20 protein-coding genes are annotated in these 15,800 nt (G+C 44.2%); 9 read left to right on the forward strand and 11 right to left on the reverse strand.

The window, feature by feature from the left end:
* Nucleotide 1: 1 nt before the first annotated feature.
* The 6 genes from lptB to OH460_RS11610 are packed head-to-tail and all read right to left on the reverse strand — an operon-like array spanning nt 2 to nt 4,293.
* Complete coding sequence (gene lptB / locus OH460_RS11585; RefSeq protein ID WP_269997178.1) at nt 2–727, reverse strand: LPS export ABC transporter ATP-binding protein; 726 nt, start codon at nt 725–727, stop codon at nt 2–4.
* A 2-nt stretch (nt 728–729) separates the two neighbouring features.
* A complete protein-coding gene (gene lptA, locus OH460_RS11590; RefSeq protein WP_004738701.1) occupies nt 730–1,224 on the reverse strand; it encodes a lipopolysaccharide transport periplasmic protein LptA in 495 nt (164 codons plus the stop codon).
* Complete coding sequence (gene lptC / locus OH460_RS11595) at nt 1,205–1,768, reverse strand: LPS export ABC transporter periplasmic protein LptC (RefSeq protein WP_008220430.1); 564 nt, start codon at nt 1,766–1,768, stop codon at nt 1,205–1,207. Before lptC ends, lptA begins: the two co-directional genes overlap by 20 nt.
* A complete protein-coding gene (gene kdsC, locus OH460_RS11600; protein ID WP_061033902.1) occupies nt 1,765–2,322 on the reverse strand; it encodes a 3-deoxy-manno-octulosonate-8-phosphatase KdsC in 558 nt (185 codons plus the stop codon). The genes lptC and kdsC overlap by 4 nt, the downstream gene beginning before the upstream one ends.
* Nucleotides 2,322–3,293, reverse strand: coding sequence for an arabinose-5-phosphate isomerase KdsD (gene kdsD, locus OH460_RS11605; RefSeq protein ID WP_008220426.1), 972 nt, complete (start codon nt 3,291–3,293; stop codon nt 2,322–2,324). The genes kdsC and kdsD overlap by 1 nt, the downstream gene beginning before the upstream one ends.
* 34 nt (nt 3,294–3,327) lie before the next feature.
* Nucleotides 3,328–4,293, reverse strand: coding sequence for a calcium/sodium antiporter (locus OH460_RS11610; protein ID WP_008220425.1), 966 nt, complete (start codon nt 4,291–4,293; stop codon nt 3,328–3,330).
* A 265-nt stretch (nt 4,294–4,558) separates the two neighbouring features.
* Between OH460_RS11610 and mlaF the strand changes: the two genes are divergently transcribed.
* The 8 genes from mlaF (at nt 4,559) to OH460_RS11650 (ending at nt 10,020) form a co-directional block, all read left to right on the forward strand.
* Nucleotides 4,559–5,353: a phospholipid ABC transporter ATP-binding protein MlaF gene (mlaF, locus tag OH460_RS11615; RefSeq protein ID WP_269997184.1), complete on the forward strand. Its 795-nt coding sequence runs from the start codon at nt 4,559–4,561 to the stop codon at nt 5,351–5,353.
* A gap of 1 nt (nt 5,354) precedes the next feature.
* Nucleotides 5,355–6,134 carry a lipid asymmetry maintenance ABC transporter permease subunit MlaE gene (gene mlaE / locus OH460_RS11620; RefSeq protein WP_008220420.1) on the forward strand — a complete coding sequence of 260 codons (780 nt, stop codon included), beginning with the start codon at nt 5,355–5,357 and terminating at the stop codon, nt 6,132–6,134.
* Between the two features lie 2 nt (nt 6,135–6,136).
* Entirely contained in the window at nt 6,137–6,628 is a 492-nt protein-coding gene (gene mlaD / locus OH460_RS11625) for an outer membrane lipid asymmetry maintenance protein MlaD (protein ID WP_269997188.1), read from the forward strand.
* A 49-nt stretch (nt 6,629–6,677) separates the two neighbouring features.
* The gene (locus OH460_RS11630; protein ID WP_116872052.1) at nt 6,678–7,292 is read left to right on the forward strand and encodes an MlaC/ttg2D family ABC transporter substrate-binding protein; all 615 of its coding nucleotides are present in this window, start codon (nt 6,678–6,680) and stop codon (nt 7,290–7,292) included.
* Nucleotides 7,292–7,600 carry an STAS domain-containing protein gene (locus tag OH460_RS11635; protein WP_102361390.1) on the forward strand — a complete coding sequence of 103 codons (309 nt, stop codon included), beginning with the start codon at nt 7,292–7,294 and terminating at the stop codon, nt 7,598–7,600. The genes OH460_RS11630 and OH460_RS11635 overlap by 1 nt, the downstream gene beginning before the upstream one ends.
* A 13-nt stretch (nt 7,601–7,613) precedes the next feature.
* Complete coding sequence (gene ibaG / locus OH460_RS11640) at nt 7,614–7,868, forward strand: BolA family iron metabolism protein IbaG (protein ID WP_004738686.1); 255 nt, start codon at nt 7,614–7,616, stop codon at nt 7,866–7,868.
* 8 nt (nt 7,869–7,876) lie between these two features.
* Nucleotides 7,877–9,142, forward strand: a complete 1,266-nt coding sequence (gene murA, locus OH460_RS11645) for a UDP-N-acetylglucosamine 1-carboxyvinyltransferase (protein ID WP_008220410.1) — start codon at nt 7,877–7,879, stop codon at nt 9,140–9,142.
* Between the two features lie 152 nt (nt 9,143–9,294).
* Nucleotides 9,295–10,020, forward strand: coding sequence for a 1-acylglycerol-3-phosphate O-acyltransferase (locus tag OH460_RS11650; protein ID WP_061033899.1), 726 nt, complete (start codon nt 9,295–9,297; stop codon nt 10,018–10,020).
* Between the two features lie 108 nt (nt 10,021–10,128).
* Here the strand turns inward: OH460_RS11650 and OH460_RS11655 are convergent, their stop codons facing one another.
* The 5 genes from OH460_RS11655 to arcA all read right to left on the reverse strand — a co-directional run bounded on the left by OH460_RS11655 (nt 10,129) and on the right by arcA (nt 14,705).
* Nucleotides 10,129–10,518: a RidA family protein gene (locus tag OH460_RS11655; protein WP_004738682.1), complete on the reverse strand. Its 390-nt coding sequence runs from the start codon at nt 10,516–10,518 to the stop codon at nt 10,129–10,131.
* A gap of 134 nt (nt 10,519–10,652) precedes the next feature.
* A complete protein-coding gene (gene pyrI / locus OH460_RS11660; RefSeq protein WP_004738681.1) occupies nt 10,653–11,114 on the reverse strand; it encodes an aspartate carbamoyltransferase regulatory subunit in 462 nt (153 codons plus the stop codon).
* A gap of 12 nt (nt 11,115–11,126) precedes the next feature.
* On the reverse strand, nt 11,127–12,056 hold the full coding sequence (gene pyrB, locus OH460_RS11665; protein WP_004738679.1) for an aspartate carbamoyltransferase: 930 nt from the start codon (nt 12,054–12,056) through the stop codon (nt 11,127–11,129).
* Nucleotides 12,057–12,325: 269 nt separating this feature from the next.
* Nucleotides 12,326–13,327 (reverse strand): ornithine carbamoyltransferase, encoded by a 1,002-nt coding sequence (locus OH460_RS11670; RefSeq protein WP_105057612.1) that lies wholly within the window; start codon nt 13,325–13,327, stop codon nt 12,326–12,328.
* A gap of 157 nt (nt 13,328–13,484) precedes the next feature.
* Nucleotides 13,485–14,705 (reverse strand): arginine deiminase, encoded by a 1,221-nt coding sequence (gene arcA, locus OH460_RS11675; RefSeq protein WP_269997196.1) that lies wholly within the window; start codon nt 14,703–14,705, stop codon nt 13,485–13,487.
* Between the two features lie 576 nt (nt 14,706–15,281).
* Between arcA and rraB the strand changes: the two genes are divergently transcribed.
* Complete coding sequence (gene rraB, locus OH460_RS11680; protein ID WP_004738675.1) at nt 15,282–15,698, forward strand: ribonuclease E inhibitor RraB; 417 nt, start codon at nt 15,282–15,284, stop codon at nt 15,696–15,698.
* Nucleotides 15,699–15,800: the final 102 nt, after the last annotated feature.

The following is a 15,800-nucleotide window of genomic DNA, read 5'->3' on the forward strand; positions in this document are numbered from 1 at the left end:
ATCATAGACGGAATTGTTCGCCTAGATAAACTTGTTTAACTTGTTCGTTATTGAGAACATCTTCAGGAGTACCCTCTGCGATCAGGTTTCCTTGGCTCACGATGTAGGCCTTTTCACACACGTCTAATGTTTCACGAACGTTGTGGTCGGTAATCAAAACACCCAAACCGCGATCGCGCAGGTGTTCGATGATTTTCTTGATATCGATAACCGAGATCGGGTCAACACCAGCAAACGGTTCGTCTAGCAAGATAAACTGAGGGTTTGCTGCAAGAGCGCGAGCGATTTCAACACGACGACGTTCACCACCCGATAGGGCCATACCATTACTGTGACGGATATGTTGGATGTGGAACTCTTCTAGAAGGTCTTCTAGCTTATCCTGACGCTGCTCATTGGTCATCTCATCACGGGTCTGTAACACCGCCATGATGTTGTTCTCTACAGACAGCTTGCGGAAGATAGACGCTTCTTGAGGCAGATAACCGATACCAAGGCGCGAACGGCTATGCATTGGTAAGATACTGATATCTCGGTCGTCAATGCTGATGGTACCTTCGTCACGTGCAACTAAGCCTACAATCATGTAGAAAGAAGTCGTTTTACCGGCACCATTAGGACCAAGCAAGCCGACAATTTGGCCTGACTCAACTTGCAGGCTTACGTCAGTCACTACTTTACGTTTGCTGTATGTTTTCGCTAGGTTTTGTGCTTTTAGAACGGCCATGGCTACTTATTCACTTCCGTTGGTTGTAAAACCGTTGATACTCGTTTGTTCTCACCACTGTCAGCGACTAGCTTCTGAGAGCCAATCTGGTAAGTGATTTTAGAGCCTCGGATGATACTGCCATCTTGAGATAGCATCGCATTCTTGGTCATGATCAGTTTGTCAGCAACAAGCTGGTAATGTAGGTCGTCAGCTTCACCGTAGAGCGTCTTTCCATCATCAGTCAGTTGAGAGAAGGTCGCTGGTTTACCGAAGCCTTGAATCTCTTCAATCTCACCATTTACGGCATTGCGGGTAACAATCACCTTATCGGCATTGATATTGATGCTGCCTTGTTTCAGGTTTACATCACCAATGAAGGTTACTTGGTTACTTTTCATATCCAATTGCTGGCTGTCTGAGTCAATGTAGACAGGTTGCTCACTATCCGAAGATAGGGCGTAGACATTTGGTGCCGCAAGAGTCAAAGCGAATAAACTAAGGTGTAAGAGTTTCATATCTACCTTGAACAGAATTAAAGAGAGTCGCATTGTTGGTACCGAAGTTACCTTTTATTGCTTGACCCTCATTTTCAAAAAATGTACCGATCATATGGACCGGAGTATCTGAATAAAAATCTCGGCTTTTCAGCTCAATCACCATTTTTTCAGTGGTCATTGTATCGAAGCTTGCCCCTGGCAGTAGATTCTTTGCCACAACGTTGTCATAAAAAGTGACAACTTGATTTTCATCCATAATCGCGCGATCAGCGGTGACTTGCCATTCAATCGTATGCCCTTCACGGAATACCGAGAGAACAGGGTTTTGAAAGTGCGTGTCGCCAACCACTGAGAAGTGTTCTAAATACGTCGATTCAACTTGGTAGCTGCGAATGCCTGATTCATCGTAACTGATGTTGTTTAGGCTGTTGCCGCTAAAAGCAGGTAGCTCCAAATTAGGAGCCACTTGTATCGTCGATGTTTGCTCTTTGTCGAACAAGTAGTAGGTCGACCAAGAGGCAATAAATATTAGTATTAAATAGATAATACGAGTAAAACTCATATGCTTAAACCTTTATGCACGTCGAGTTCATTTCTTGCTTGTAAAATAAGGTCGCAGACTTCACGTACTGCACCGTGACCACCGTTGATGGTTGTCACATAGTTTGCTCGCTGTGCAAGTAGCGGGTGACCATCTGCTACACAAACCTTCAAGCCAACTTTTTCCATTACCGGCCAGTCGATCAGATCATCGCCGATGTAACCAGTGTTCTCAGGATTAACAGAAAGCTTATCGCAAATATCTTGGTAAGCCTTAACTTTATCGTCTTGGCCTTGATAAATAAGTTTGATACCGAGAGCTGTCATTCGATTTTCAACAATCTGAGATTTACGGCCTGTGATGATTGCGATTTCAATGCCCGCGTTCATCAGTGATTTGATGCCGTAACCGTCACGAGTGTGAAAGGTTTTCAGCTCTTCACCATTGTTGCCCATGTAGATACGACCATCAGAGAATACGCCGTCTACATCGCAAATTAGGAGTTTGATGTCTTTTGCGATAGCAAATACATCTGAGTCAACAGTGCCGTAGAGAGTTTCGACTGTCTGTGTCATTACATTACTCCAGCTTTCAATAAATCATGCATGTTTAGAGCACCAACTAGTTTGCCATCTTGGCATAGCATCAAGCCGTTGATGCTTTTAGCTTGCATTAAGTTTAAACCCTCAACCGCAAGCATGTTCGGATCGGCAACCGTAGGGTTTAGCGTCATCACATCGCCAATTTGAGTGCTATGAATATCAACGCGTTTATCTAAGATACGGCGTAAATCACCATCGGTAAAAATACCGGCCATTTGACCATCTTGATCAACGATGGCTGTCATGCCCAAGCCTTTCTGAGATATTTCTAGTAAAGCATCTCTTACTAGAGCATCAGGTGCAACGACAGGGAGTGCATCGCCTGTGTGCATGATGTCGTCTAGTTTCAATAGTAGCTGACGACCTAAAGCGCCACCCGGGTGAGATAGGGCAAAGTCTTGAGCCGTGAAGCCTCGAGCTTGTAAAAGTGCAACGGCTAATGCATCACCCATTACTAGGGTAGCAGTGGTGCTGGTTGTTGGCGCTAAACCTAGCGGACACGCTTCTTCCGGCACCGAAATTTGTAAATGGATATCAGACAAGGTCGCCATATTCGATGCAGGCTTACCTGTCATGCTGATGATCTTGATGTTCAAACGCTTCAACACAGGAAACAAGCTAAGAATTTCACCTGATTCACCTGAATTCGATATTGCAATCACGATATCACCCGGTTCGATCATGCCTAAGTCACCGTGTGCCGCTTCACCTGGGTGAACGAAGAAAGCTGATGTACCCGTACTTGCTAGCGTTGCTGCGATTTTGTTGCCGATATGGCCGGATTTACCCATGCCCATCACAACCACTTTACCCTTGTTGTTTAGGATTAAGTCGCAAGCTTTGCAAAAATCATCATTAAAATATTGGTCCAATTGAGTGAGACCTGCAACTTCGGTTTCCAAAACTTGTTTGGCAACACTGCGATAATCAAATGGCTGAGACATCAAATACTCCAAGTACGGAAAGTTAAGTCAACAATTAAGCCGACATGTTCATTAGTAGGTAGCTTTGGTAAGCCACGAACGTCACGATTAACACGCCACCTTCAATACGATTCACACTGCGTGATTTACCTAGCGCCATCACAACAAGCAGCAGAGATACACCTAGCATTACCCAGAAGTCACGACCCATCGCAAATTCGCTCAAGATCGAAGGGTTTAGGATGCCTGGAATACCCATAACAGCCAGAATGTTGAATACGTTTGAGCCAATGATGTTACCCACGGCCATATCGTCTTCGCCTTTCATTACACCAGCAAGTGATGCAGCAAGCTCAGGTAGGCTGGTACCAACGGCAATAATGGTTAAACCAATCACAAGGTCGCTCATGCCGAAGAACTTAGCGATGATCACGGCATTATCAACCAGCATATCAGCGGCTAAAGGAAGGATGATAAGACCAATTACGACCCACATTGCAGCTTTCGGGTTACTAACGCCCTCTGGAATCTCTGATTCTTGTTCATCAAGAAACGCATCGCCGTTCTTTTTCTCACTGCGGCTGATTTGCAGCATGGCAAACAAAAACGCACCGAACAGAACAAATAGCAATACGCCTTCGTAGAAACCTAAGTGGTTATCCCAAAGCAGTGCGCCAGCTAGTAAAGTGACACCAATCATGAGTGGTAGTTCACGGCGAATCACAGCGGAGCTGATTGATAGCGGCTTGATAAGCGCAGTGATACCTAAAATTAGCGCAATGTTGGCAATGTTTGAGCCTAAAACATTTCCGACTGCAGTATCTGTTTTGCCATCAAGTGCAGCGGTTGCAGAAACCATCATTTCTGGAGCTGAAGAGCCCATTGCAAGAATCGTCATACCGATAACTAATGGTGAGATACCGAAGTTGCGAGCAAGAGCTGCGGCGCCGTAAACCAGCTTATCTGCACTCCACACCAAAAAACCTAGACCGATAATAAGAAACGCAATCGCTTCAAGCATGATGATTCCTAAAAAATTAATAAAAAACGGAGAATTAACCGCTAATTTTGACCTGTTGGTAGATAAAAGGGAAGTCACTCAGCAAATTAATTACCACTTAGCGACTGAGAAAGAGATCTGAAAAGATAATTTTCTAATGCTTTCAAATCCCTGCATAGATTCCTGTTTAATATGAATTAATTGAACAGTGCTTTTAATTCTAAAGTAGACTCATTATTATTGCAGCCATAATTGGCGTTTTTTAAAGCAAGGAAACTACAAGAGTATGTCGAATACTGAACTTGTAAAAGTTAAGAACCTTAGCTTCTCACGCGGTGATCGCGTTATTTTTGACGACATCAGTTTAGAGGTCCCTCAAGGTAAGATTACTGCCATCATGGGGCCATCAGGGATCGGTAAAACAACTTTACTGCGTTTGATTGGCGGGCAGTTGCCTCCAGATGAAGGTGAAGTTTGGTTTGATGGCGACAATATCCCAACTCTATCTCGTCGAAAGCTTTATCAAGCACGTAAAAAAATGAGCATGCTTTTTCAATCGGGTGCACTTTTTACGGATCTCAATGTGTTTGATAATGTCGCGTTTCCACTGCGAGAGCACACTGAACTTAACGAAAAATTCATTCGTACCATCGTGTTACTTAAACTTGAGGCAGTAGGGTTACGTGGTGCAGCGCAGTTAATGCCGAGTGAGTTGTCTGGCGGAATGGCAAGGCGTGCCGCATTGGCGCGTGCTATCGCGCTGGATCCTGAACTTATCATGTACGATGAGCCCTTTGTCGGCCAAGACCCAATTACAATGGGTGTGTTGGTTGAGCTCATTCGCAACCTCAATCAAGCCTTGGGCTTAACGTCTATCGTCGTTTCTCATGATGTTCCTGAGGTGATGAGTATCGCGGATTGGGTTTACCTACTCGCAGATGGCAAAATCATTGCTGCTGGGTCACCGGAAGAGTTGTACAACAATGACGATCCGAGAGTGCAACAATTTTTGCAAGGCGAAGCTGATGGCCCTGTGCCATTTAGGTTCCCAGCGCAAAGTCTTGAAAAGGATTTGTTTTAATATGATTGCTAAAACTATTGCAGGTGTCGGTAAGCGAACACTTGCGATCTGTGAGTCATTTGGTCGAGCAAGCCTGATGTTATTCGGGGCTTTGTTTGGCATCCCGCGACTAAAAAACTTCCCTTTATTAGTTAAACAACTTTATAGCGTTGGCGTTCAGTCATTGGCTATTATTTTAGTTTCGGGCTTGTTCATTGGCATGGTATTAAGCCTGCAAGGTTATGTCGTGTTAATTGACTACGGCGCTGAGGGCAACCTTGGCCAAATGGTCGCACTTTCATTGTTACGTGAACTTGGCCCTGTGGTTACTGCATTGCTGTTTGCTGGTCGTGCTGGTTCAGCACTGACGGCTGAAATCGGTTTGATGAAAGCAACGGAGCAGATCTCCAGTTTAGAAATGATGGCGGTAGATCCTCTAAAGCGCATTATTGCACCACGCTTGTGGGCTGGGCTTATCTCTATGCCTCTACTGGCGATGATCTTTATGGCGGTCGGTATTTGGGGCGGCCAGTTAGTCGGTGTTGATTGGAAAGGCATTGATCACGGCAGCTTTTGGTCAGCGATGCAGTCTTCTGTTGAGCTAGGTCGAGATATCGGTAACAGCATGATCAAATGCATGGTGTTTGCCATCACCGTAACTTGGATCGCTCTTTTCAATGGTTATGATGCGGTACCGACCTCTGAAGGTATTAGTCAAGCAACCACACGTACAGTAGTACACTCTTCTCTAGCGGTATTAGGGCTAGATTTTGTTCTTACCGCATTGATGTTTGGGAATTAATCATGCAACAAACTCGAAAGTTAGAATTATGGGTCGGCACCTTTGTTATAGCCGGAATTTGCGCAATCTTAATCATGATCTTTCAAGTCGCTGACGTAAAAGGGCTGGGTTCAAACCATACTTACAATCTGAAAGCGACCTTTGACAACATTGGTAGCCTAAAAGTTCGTTCTCCAGTGAAGGTTGGTGGCGTAGTTGTTGGTCGTGTGAAAAGCATTGAGCTTGATACCGAAAGCTATCTACCTGTGGTTGAAATGTCGATTGGTGCGAAGTACTCACAGTTTCCTGATACCTCTAGTGCTCAAATCTTAACGTCAGGTTTAATCGGTGAGCAGTACATCAGTTTAGTTCCAGGCTTCATTTTTGACGATGAAGAGATGTTGGTTGATGGTGATTCGATTGAAGACACTAAATCGGCATTGGTACTCGAAGATTTGATTGGCCAAGTGCTGTATAGCGTTGGCGGCTCTGATGACAATAACGCTGAGGAATAAGATGATGTTGAAAACGATGAAACACTTGAAAATAGGTTTTTTCGCTGTAATGGCCTTGTTGGTTTCAACTCAAGCTTTTGCGGATGCAACTATTGATAAAACGCAGCCTTACCAAATGATGACGCAAGTCGCTGAGGTGGCATTTGAGCGTTTGAAGAGCGAACAAGACAATATCCACAAAGATCCAGAATTACTCAAGGTGATCGTGGAAGAAGAGTTGATGCCTTATGTGAATGCTCAATATGCAGCACTTAAGCTGCTTGGGCCAAACTTGAAAGGCGCAGATAGAAAAGATGTGCGTGTATTTATCGACTCATTCCGTAAATACTTGGTTTCTTCTTACGCGCAAGTGCTGACTCAATACACAGATCAGACAATTGAATTTGGTCCTGAGCCAAAAATCAAAGCAGACAGTCGTATTACCAGCATCAAGGTCGATATCATCGATTCACCACGACCTAACATCAAACTTGAATTTAAGCTTCGCAAAGACAAAAAGTCTGGCGAGTGGAAAGCATTTGATATGGTTGCGGAGGGGATCAGCCTGCTGTCGAGTAAGCAATCAGAGTGGAATACTAAGATTCGTCAAGACGGTATCTTAGCGGTTGCTGACGAGCTAGAAAAACTGGCTGCACAACCGATTCGCTTTGAGAGTAATAAATAATGAGCCAATCTCAATGGCAAGCGCTAAGCTCTAAAGAGTATCAGCTTCTCGGAGATATCGACCGAGATAGTGTTCCTGCAATCTGGCGTATATTGGAAAAGTGGCAAACAACGGAATCGAGCGTTGAAATTGACCTTAGCCATATAAATCGAGTCGATTCAGCAGGAATGGTGATGCTAATTCACTTATTAGAGCATGCAAAAAATCAAAACTGTCATATAATGCTCAGTTTCGTGCCAGAACAATTACGAACGTTGTTCCAATTGAGCAATATCCAGCCAATGATGGCAGAACACATAAAAAATTAGGCAGGAGCTATTTGTGGACAGCACAAAAGTACAAGAATTATTAGCAGAGGCACTGAACCTTCAAGAAATTATCGTGAAGGGTGAAGGCAGTCATTACGAAGTTGTTGCGGTTGATCCATGTTTTGACGGCATGAATCGAGTTAAGAAGCAGCAACTAATCTACGGCCCACTAATGGAATACATTCAACGCAATGACATCCATGCTCTTTCTATTAAGGCATTTACGCCGGAAGAGTGGGAACGTGATAAGAAACTGATGTCACTTTAAGGTTTATGATGGAAAAGTTTCGAGTTATTGGATCAGACAAGCCGTTAAGCGGTGAAGTGACGATCTCTGGCGCAAAGAACGCAGCGCTACCAATCCTATTTGCTTCAATTCTTGCTGAAGAGCCAGTGGAAGTAAGTAACGTTCCTCATCTACGTGACATCGATACTACGATGGAACTGCTAAAGCGTTTAGGCGCGAAAGTATCACGTAACGGAAGCGTTCATGTTGATGGCAGCGAAATTAATGAATTTTGTGCGCCTTACGATTTAGTAAAAACAATGCGTGCTTCTATCTGGGCTTTAGGTCCTCTCGTTGCTCGTTTTGGTGAAGGCCAAGTGTCACTTCCTGGCGGTTGTGCAATTGGTGCTCGCCCTGTTGATCTGCATATCCATGGCCTAGAGCAACTAGGTGCAACCATTACATTGGAAGATGGTTATGTGAAAGCAAGTGTTGATGGCCGTTTGAAAGGCGCGCACATCGTGATGGATAAAGTAAGCGTAGGCGCTACGATCACTATCATGTGTGCAGCAACACTCGCAGAAGGTAAAACAGTATTAGATAACTCAGCGCGTGAGCCTGAGATTGTTGATACGGCTGATTTCCTTAACAAACTGGGTGCTAAGATTTCTGGCGCAGGTACAGATACGATTACTATCGAGGGCGTTGAGCGTCTAGGTGGTGGTCAACACTCTGTGGTTGCAGACCGTATTGAAACGGGTACTTTCCTTGTTGCTGCAGCGGTTTCTGGCGGTAAAGTCGTTTGTCGTAACACTAACGCTCATCTTCTTGAAGCTGCCTTAGCGAAGCTTGAAGAAGCGGGTGCGAAGGTTGAAACGGGCGAAGACTGGATCAGTCTTGATATGACAGGTCGTGAGCTTAAAGCGGTGAAAATCGTAACGGCACCACACCCTGGTTTCCCAACCGACATGCAAGCTCAGTTTACTCTGCTTAACATGATGGCGAAAGGTAGCGGTGTGATCACTGAAACCATCTTCGAAAACCGTTTCATGCATATTCCTGAACTTCAGCGAATGGGTGCAAAAGCGGAGATTGAAGGTAATACAGCTATCTGTGGTGAAACCGAGCAGTTGAGCGGCGCTCAAGTAATGGCAACGGATCTTCGTGCATCAGCGAGCCTTGTTATTGCTGGTTGTATCGCACAAGGCGAAACCATCGTTGACCGTATCTATCACATCGATCGTGGCTACGATAAGATTGAAGATAAGCTTTCAGCGCTGGGCGCAAACATTACCCGATTTCGTGACTCAAACTAACTTAGGTTAGTTAATTCATGAATCAGTAAAATGAAAACACAAAAGTCGGAACCTTGGTTTCGGCTTTTTTATAGTTGTATTTACCGCAAGTGAACCTGTTTGCTTATTATAAAGTGAATAGGTGGGTAAGCTTTGCGGTTGTGAGGAACAAAATGATAGCAATATTACGTATTTTCGCATTGGCGATATTTGCGATTCTTATGTTTGTATTCGGCTGTGGCTATTGTCTACTTAGCCCACGTAACCCAAAGCACGTATTTACCTTTGGTCGTTACTTCGGTCGTATGTCGAAAGTGTTTGGTATCAAGCTAGAGCTGCGTATCCCTGAAGATGCTTACTCTCGTGGTCAACATGTTTATGTTGCGAACCATCAGAATAACTGGGACCTGTTCACGGTATCATCGGCTGTGACGCCTAAAGTGGTAACTGTTGGTAAGAAAAGTCTAGCGTGGATGCCTCTGTTTGGTCAGCTTTACTGGTTGACGGGTAATATTCTAATCGACCGTGCAAACCGCAGCAAAGCGGTTGGTACGATTGATCAAGTGGTCGATAATCTGAAAGGCAGCGATGTTTCGGTATGGATGTTCCCTGAAGGAACGCGTTCACGAGGCCGTGGTCTGTTACCATTTAAAACTGGCGCTTTCCATGCGGCAATTGGCGCAGGCTTACCTATTATACCTATCGTATGTAGCTCTACAGGTGGCGTTAAGCTAAACCGTTGGAACAATGGTCATGTGATTGTGGAAATGTTAGCCCCAATTAATACCGAAGGTTACGACAAGTCGAATGTTCGTGAATTAGCAAACCTAACTCGTGAACAGATGGCGGCTAAGTTGGAAGAGCTAGACAAAGAAGTGATTGAGCTTAATAAGAAGTAGCTTAAACGCAGAAAACGAATAATAAAAAAGGTTGCCCAGTTGGCAACCTTTTTTGTATCTCATCAGTGCTTAGCTCAGCACTAAGCCACTGACTAAATAGAGTGAAACCTATTTGCGAACAGCAATAGCTTCGATCTCGATACCAACATCTTTTGGTAGACGAGCTACTTCAACGCATGAACGTGCAGGGTAGTTTGCAACGCCGTGCTCATCAAAGAATTTACCGTAAACTTCGTTTACTGTGCCGAAGTCGTTTAGGTCTTTAACGAATACAGTTAGCTTAACGATGTCTTTTACAGTCAGGCCAGAAGCTTCTACAACCGCTTTCACGTTGTCTAGAGATTGGCGTGCTTGCTCTGCGATATCAGCAGATACTTCACCAGTTGCTGGGTTTACTGGGATTTGACCAGAAGTCAGTACCATGTTGCCAAGGTCAACGCCTTGTACGTATGGGCCGATTGCAGCTGGAGCCGATTCTGTGTGAAGTACTTTAGTCATTGGTTTATTCCATCAGTTATTAGATAAAAATCGTTTTTCAGTGTGCCTACAAACCGTGGCTAGGTAAAGCGCAAAATACCCCGCACGGGCGAGGTATTTCATAGTTTTTACATTAATCACGTGCTACGCGAAGCTTATCTTTCTGTCACGATCTCGCGAGAGAAGACTTTTTCGCAGTACTTACATTTCAGGCGAATATCTTCATTCTTCTCAAAGATCTTAAAGCTGCTCTCAACCGGCTCGTTGTGAGTAATGCAGTTGGTGTTAGGACACTCAAACACATCGTTGATTTGCTCTGGAAGTTCAAGCGCTAGCTTCTTAACCACTTCGTAATCTTCGATTTGGTTTACCGTCGCGTGAGGTGCGTACAGTGCTAACTTGTTTGCTTGTTCTTCGGTGATAAACACATTCTCAATTTTAAGTAAGTCTTTACCGCCAAGTGCTGAAGAAGGCAGGTTTAAACCAATAGTGACACGCTGATGAGAGTTGTGCATATCAAACAGTTTTAGCACCTTGATCCCGATGTTTGCTGGGATGTGGTCGATAACGGTACCGTTCTTGATTGCTTCAACTTTTAATTGAGTCTCTTTAGACATGATATCTCTCCTCTACAGCGTTTCGTTAAGAACAAGGGCTAGTAATGCTTCACGCGCGTAAACACCATTTTCAGCTTGCTGGAAGTAGTAAGCGTAAGGTGTTTTATCGACATCGACAGTGATTTCATCAACGCGAGGAAGCGGGTGCAGTACCTTCAAGTTATCACGTGCATTTTCTAATAGAGCAGCCGTTAGGATGTAGGCTGACTTGATGTGTGCGTATTCCGACTCATCAAAGCGTTCTTTCTGTACGCGAGTCATGTATAGAACATCCAGCTCAGGAATCACATCTTCCATGTCGGTCAGGAGTTGGTATTTGATGCCAGCTTCGTCAAGCTCTTCACAGATGTAATCAGGCATAGCCAATGCTTCTGGCGCTACAAAGTAGAAACAGATGTTATCGAACTTAGCCAGTGCTTGAGTCAGAGAGTGAACCGTACGGCCGTATTTAAGGTCACCAACGAACGCGACATTAAGGTTGTCTAGGCGGCCTTGTGTCTCAGCGATAGAGAATAGATCAAGCAGGGTTTGTGTTGGGTGTTGGTTAGCACCATCACCAGCGTTGATTACTGGTACACCGTTAGAGAACTCAGACGCTAGGCGCGCTGCACCTTCTTGAGGGTGACGCATTACGTACGCATCAACGTATGAAGAGATAACCTGTACTGAGTCTGCTAGCGTTTCGCCTTTTTTCGCCAGTGAGGTGTTACCGCCGCTGTCGAAACCAATCACATCACCACCGATGCGTTGAATCGCAGTTTCAAAAGAGAGACGAGTTCGTGTTGAAGGTTCGAAGAAGCAGCTAGCCACAACTTTGTTCTTGATAAGTTCTGGGTTCGGTTCTGCTTTAAGCTGACCAGCTGTTTGAACAATTAATTCTAGCTCTTCACGAGAAAGCTCTGGAATTGAGATGATGTGCTTTTGATAGAGCGAATTCGCCATGATCTTCTTCCCCACAATAATGTATTGGCCACAAAAAAGCCCCCCATAATGGGAGGCTTTAAAAAAGTGCTGAAAAGCAGAATAGACCGCCTGGCAAGCATGCTAGCTTGCGAGCAATATTAGGTGTTTTCACAATTTTATTATGTGTGATCACAATATTGGTTGGCGTCATTTTCACTACTCTCAGACAAATTGCCGAGAATTATACGCTTTCAATTTGTGAGCGCAAGCGATTACATCAAGCTTTTTTTTAATTTCACTATTCTCAATTAACCGAGTGTTGCGACCATGACAGCTTTGATGGTGTGCATGCGATTCTCCGCTTCATCAAACACGATAGAGTAGTCAGATTCAAACACTTCATCCGTCACTTCCAAACCGTTCATACCATATTTGTCAGCCACCTGCTGACCGATGACGGTCTCATTATTATGGAAAGCGGGTAAGCAGTGCATAAATTTCACTTGAGGGTTGCCCGTTAGCTTAATCACATCCATATTCACTTGATATGGTTTCATCACTGCCACACGTTCGTCCCAAGCTTCTGGCGCTTCGCCCATCGATACCCAAACATCGGTGTAGAGGTAGTCACAGCCTTTTACGCCTTCAGCAACGTCTTCAGTCAGCGTGATTTTAGCGCCGGTACCTTGCGCGATAGCTTGGCACTCTTCGACAAGCTGCTCTTCTGGCCAGAAAGCTTTTGGCGCGACAAGGCGAATATCCATGCCCATCTTGGCAGCCCCTACTAATAGAGAGTTACCCATATTGTTACGAGCATCACCTAGGTAAGCAAAGCTGATTTGATGTAGCTGTTTACCGCGACCATGTTCGATCATGGTCAGGAAGTCAGCCAAGATCTGAGTTGGGTGAAATTCATCAGTAAGGCCATTCCACACTGGAACACCAGCATAAGCGCCAAGGTCTTCGACGATGCTCTGACCAAAGCCACGGTACTCGATGCCATCGTACATACGGCCTAATACGCGTGCAGTATCTTTCATTGATTCTTTTTGACCGATCTGAGAGCCCGAAGGACCCAAGTAAGACACTTGAGCGCCTTGATCAAAAGCGGCGACTTCAAACGCGCATCGAGTTCGTGTGGATGCCTTTTCAAAGATCAAAGCGATGTTTTTACCAGTAAGCTTCTTTTGCTCAGTACCTGCATACTTAGCTTTTTTTAGGTCAGCTGACAGGTCGAGTAAAAACTGAATCTCTTTAGGAGTAAAGTCGAGTAGTTTTAGAAAGTTACGATTGCGAAGATTAAAGGCCATCTTTCGCTCCTTGCGTATATAGAATCAATGAAGAACTTAGTTAAACATAAAAATGCTATATTTGTGAATATTTATTTTATTCATTTTATGAAAAAGGCCAGTACAACGGTACTGGCCTAGTTGAGTGATTGTATTTTTACGCTATTGAGCTATCAGCCTAGATACCGTCTCTTTCGATAGGGCAGCTCATACAACGAGCGCCACCACGGCCACGACCCAGTTCATTGCCAGGAATCGTTAGAACTTCGATACCTGCCTTGTCGTACTTCTCGTTGGTGTAAACATTACGCTCGTAACCGATAACCGTACCTGGTTTCACTGTGAGTACGTTGTTTGCGTCATTCCACTGCTCACGTTCAGCTTCGTAGTTGTCACCACCAGTGGTGATGATCTTAAGTTGATCAAGTCCAAGCGCACCTTCAATCGCTGACAGGTAGTTTTCCGCTTTCTCTACGCGCATCTCACCATTCTCTTTTGGTGTTAGGCGCCATGTGTCTAAATCTTTACGAACGATTTCTGGGTAAACAGAGAAGGTATCGATATCCATGTGTGTCATCACCGTATCAAGGTGCATACATGAACGGTGCTTCGGTAGATCGATAGCGATCACTTCGGTTGCTTGCCCTGACTTAAATAGGCTCGCCGCTAAGTTCTCAACGCCTTGTGGTTTGGTACGCTCAGAAATACCGATAAGTACCGCGCCTTTACCAATAACCAGTACATCGCCACCTTCAATGTTGGCGTTGTCGTAATGAAGGTCCTCATCACCAAAGTACTTAATGAAGTCTTGTCCTGCAAACACAGGGTGCCAGCGATAGATAGCGCGTAGATGGTTTGTCTCACGTTGACGTGCTGGCTTCATCATTGGGTTTAGCGACACACCGCCATAAACCCAACACGAAGTATCGCGTGTAAATAGGTGGTTAGGCAGTGGCTCGATAACGAAATCAAGTGGGCGATGCATTTTAGGAAGCATCGATGATGATTTGATAGGAAGCTCTGAATACGCCAAGCCACCCAGTAAGATTGTCGCTAGATGCTCATTATCCATTTGAGCAAGATAGTTTCTTAAGTCACGAGCAAAGGTAGGCCCATAACGGAAATCTGAGATTTGAGTGTTTAGCAGCCATTCGCGTGCTTGAGGTACGGCAAGCGTCTCTACCAATAAATCGTGCAGTAGCAGTACTTCTACGTCTTGATTACGTAGAGTATCTGCAAAGGCATCGTGTTCTTCACCAGCAGCTTCCACAGCCAATACATCATCAAATAGAAGGTCATGACAGTTAGAAGGGGTGAGGTGGGTGAGTGCTCTTTCAGGTCGATTTAGGAGAACTCGTCTTAATTGACCGACTTCGGAGCCAACGTACAGCTTACTCATTTTGCATCCTTACTTTTAATCCAGCGTCTATTTATGACAAGCTTAATCGTAATATGCAAGTTTTAGGGTTTGTGTAAAAATGAAGTATTTTTGAAATTATCCGAACTAAAAACCATTTTTGGTTGAAAGTTAGGTGTTAAATTCCAATTGAGTGCATTTAGCATGGAACAACATTTTTGAGGATCTATGCTCAATCTGCGCTCTGTCTGAAATCTATTTTGCTTATTATTAGTGATTTTTTATTCACTATTATGCACTTTTTGAAAGCAACTTGAGGTTTTATGCATCTCAAAACCAGTTCAGCGTATGCATTCACCATGACTAAGCACGCAATTTCTATTTAATATGCTCAAAAGTGACATTAGAGACGAAATGCTGAAATAGTCACCAGTTAATAAAATGTTGAAAATTTGTTTCTGTGATTTTGGTTTCACTTTTGAATTGATATTACTTCTGTTATCTAGCGATAAACTTATCTTTCTAGGCCTGATCTGGGTGGCTTTTCTGGACGATCCGTGCCATATTTCGTGGCAATCAAATTTGATCTTTTCATAGTCAACACTCTGGAGCAGACACATGTCTCACGAAGATGAATATCTATCAGTAGCGGAATTAATTGAATTTCAAAAGGAAGAGACTCGCGACATCATTGAAGCACTAATTGAAGATGGTAGCGATCCTGAAGCTCTATACGATATCGAGCATCACCTATTTGCTGAAGATTTCGAAGTGCTTGAGAAAGCCGTTGTTGAAGCATTCAAAATGGGTTTTGAAGTACTTGAAGCTGAAGAGACAGAAGACGAAGATGGCAACAAGCTACTTTGTTGTGATGCGACTATGCAGTCAGCTCTAGATGCAGAAGCGATCGATGCGCAAGTTGAGAAGCTTGTGAACCTTGCAGAGAAATTCGACATTATCTACGACGGTTGGGGCACTTACTACGAAGGTGAAGATGCTATCTACCCTGAAGAAGATGATGAAGGTGAAGAGTAATTTCTTCCCAGTTTGAAAAGTGCCAGCCTCGAGCTGGCATTTTTTTATCCTCAGAAAAATAAATGTCTTTAAATGCATTCATTCATTATAATGCGGTCAAAA

Source organism: Vibrio sp. Makdt, from assembly GCF_027587015.1.
In the GTDB taxonomy this organism is placed as follows: domain Bacteria; phylum Pseudomonadota; class Gammaproteobacteria; order Enterobacterales; family Vibrionaceae; genus Vibrio; species Vibrio chagasii_B.

What these genes read in the sequence shown, in the direction of transcription:
- lptB (WP_269997178.1), bottom strand. Translation starts at nt 727, where the DNA reads ATGGCCGTTCTAAAAGCACAAAACCTAGCGAAAACATACAGCAAACGT.
- lptA (WP_004738701.1), bottom strand. Translation starts at nt 1,224, where the DNA reads ATGAAACTCTTACACCTTAGTTTATTCGCTTTGACTCTTGCGGCACCA.
- lptC (WP_008220430.1), bottom strand. Translation starts at nt 1,768, where the DNA reads ATGAGTTTTACTCGTATTATCTATTTAATACTAATATTTATTGCCTCT.
- kdsC (WP_061033902.1), bottom strand. Translation starts at nt 2,322, where the DNA reads ATGACACAGACAGTCGAAACTCTCTACGGCACTGTTGACTCAGATGTA.
- kdsD (WP_008220426.1), bottom strand. Translation starts at nt 3,293, where the DNA reads ATGTCTCAGCCATTTGATTATCGCAGTGTTGCCAAACAAGTTTTGGAA.
- OH460_RS11610 (WP_008220425.1), bottom strand. Translation starts at nt 4,293, where the DNA reads ATGCTTGAAGCGATTGCGTTTCTTATTATCGGTCTAGGTTTTTTGGTG.
- mlaF (WP_269997184.1), top strand. Translation starts at nt 4,559, where the DNA reads ATGTCGAATACTGAACTTGTAAAAGTTAAGAACCTTAGCTTCTCACGC.
- mlaE (WP_008220420.1), top strand. Translation starts at nt 5,355, where the DNA reads ATGATTGCTAAAACTATTGCAGGTGTCGGTAAGCGAACACTTGCGATC.
- mlaD (WP_269997188.1), top strand. Translation starts at nt 6,137, where the DNA reads ATGCAACAAACTCGAAAGTTAGAATTATGGGTCGGCACCTTTGTTATA.
- OH460_RS11630 (WP_116872052.1), top strand. Translation starts at nt 6,678, where the DNA reads ATGGCCTTGTTGGTTTCAACTCAAGCTTTTGCGGATGCAACTATTGAT.
- OH460_RS11635 (WP_102361390.1), top strand. Translation starts at nt 7,292, where the DNA reads ATGAGCCAATCTCAATGGCAAGCGCTAAGCTCTAAAGAGTATCAGCTT.
- murA (WP_008220410.1), top strand. Translation starts at nt 7,877, where the DNA reads ATGGAAAAGTTTCGAGTTATTGGATCAGACAAGCCGTTAAGCGGTGAA.
- OH460_RS11650 (WP_061033899.1), top strand. Translation starts at nt 9,295, where the DNA reads ATGATAGCAATATTACGTATTTTCGCATTGGCGATATTTGCGATTCTT.
- OH460_RS11655 (WP_004738682.1), bottom strand. Translation starts at nt 10,518, where the DNA reads ATGACTAAAGTACTTCACACAGAATCGGCTCCAGCTGCAATCGGCCCA.
- pyrI (WP_004738681.1), bottom strand. Translation starts at nt 11,114, where the DNA reads ATGTCTAAAGAGACTCAATTAAAAGTTGAAGCAATCAAGAACGGTACC.
- pyrB (WP_004738679.1), bottom strand. Translation starts at nt 12,056, where the DNA reads ATGGCGAATTCGCTCTATCAAAAGCACATCATCTCAATTCCAGAGCTT.
- OH460_RS11670 (WP_105057612.1), bottom strand. Translation starts at nt 13,327, where the DNA reads ATGGCCTTTAATCTTCGCAATCGTAACTTTCTAAAACTACTCGACTTT.
- arcA (WP_269997196.1), bottom strand. Translation starts at nt 14,705, where the DNA reads ATGAGTAAGCTGTACGTTGGCTCCGAAGTCGGTCAATTAAGACGAGTT.
- rraB (WP_004738675.1), top strand. Translation starts at nt 15,282, where the DNA reads ATGTCTCACGAAGATGAATATCTATCAGTAGCGGAATTAATTGAATTT.